The sequence below is a fragment of the Halorubrum sp. Ea8 genome, assembly GCF_002252925.1.
Taxonomy (GTDB): domain Archaea; phylum Halobacteriota; class Halobacteria; order Halobacteriales; family Haloferacaceae; genus Halorubrum.
The window spans coordinates 1-617 of the sequence record NZ_NHPF01000003.1 but is presented as its reverse complement, the minus strand read 5'-3'; the positions used below and the strand labels follow the sequence as shown (position 1 = coordinate 617).

The window sequence follows — 617 nt, the reverse complement described above, 5'->3', positions numbered from 1 at the left end:
GTGTCATTGTGACGGATGGATAGTCAGGTTCGTACCGCAGTCGGTCATAGGGCGATACCTCCGACTCCGACAGCGACGAACGCCAGCGCGACCACCGTCGGAAACACCGCCCGCCAGAGCCGTGAGAACGCGAACCGTCTCGGGGAGCGATCGGTGATGACAAGATCGCCTGTGAGGACGGCCTCGTTCTGTTGCCGTTCCGTGTGTCCCGCGATAAGATACTCCTCGTCGGGAACGGTCCGACGTTCAACGTAGCGCCGCGTCCCGAGTCCGGGAATAATCCGTGCCCATCTCGCAACGGGTTCGAGATCGTCTCGCACGTCGACGAACCGTTGGATTCGCTCGGGTGGCGTTTCACTGGCACCGACGGTGATGACTGTTGATTCCGTATCGAGAGAGAACCGTTTGGCGGATGGGACGACGTCGAGAGACCCGGACGGACCGTCGAGAGTGAACGGACGCGTCGACACACCGTCGTCGAGATGGGCTTGAAACCACGGAATCCCGATCCCGAACGGTTGACGTTCGGTAACCTCAAACTCGAAACCGAGACACTGAGAGCCCGTGAACGGAGCTGTAAGGATCTCGCTCGATTCGTTCGCAACGCCGCGGCACAC

The 617-nt window shown here is 60.6% G+C and carries 1 protein-coding gene; it reads right to left on the bottom strand.

The window, feature by feature from the left end; genetic code table 11:
• Positions 1–44: 44 nt before the first annotated feature.
• Positions 45–617, bottom strand: a 573-nt coding sequence (locus tag DJ74_RS00095; RefSeq protein ID WP_094525920.1) for a hypothetical protein, incomplete at its 5' end; no start/stop codon positions are given.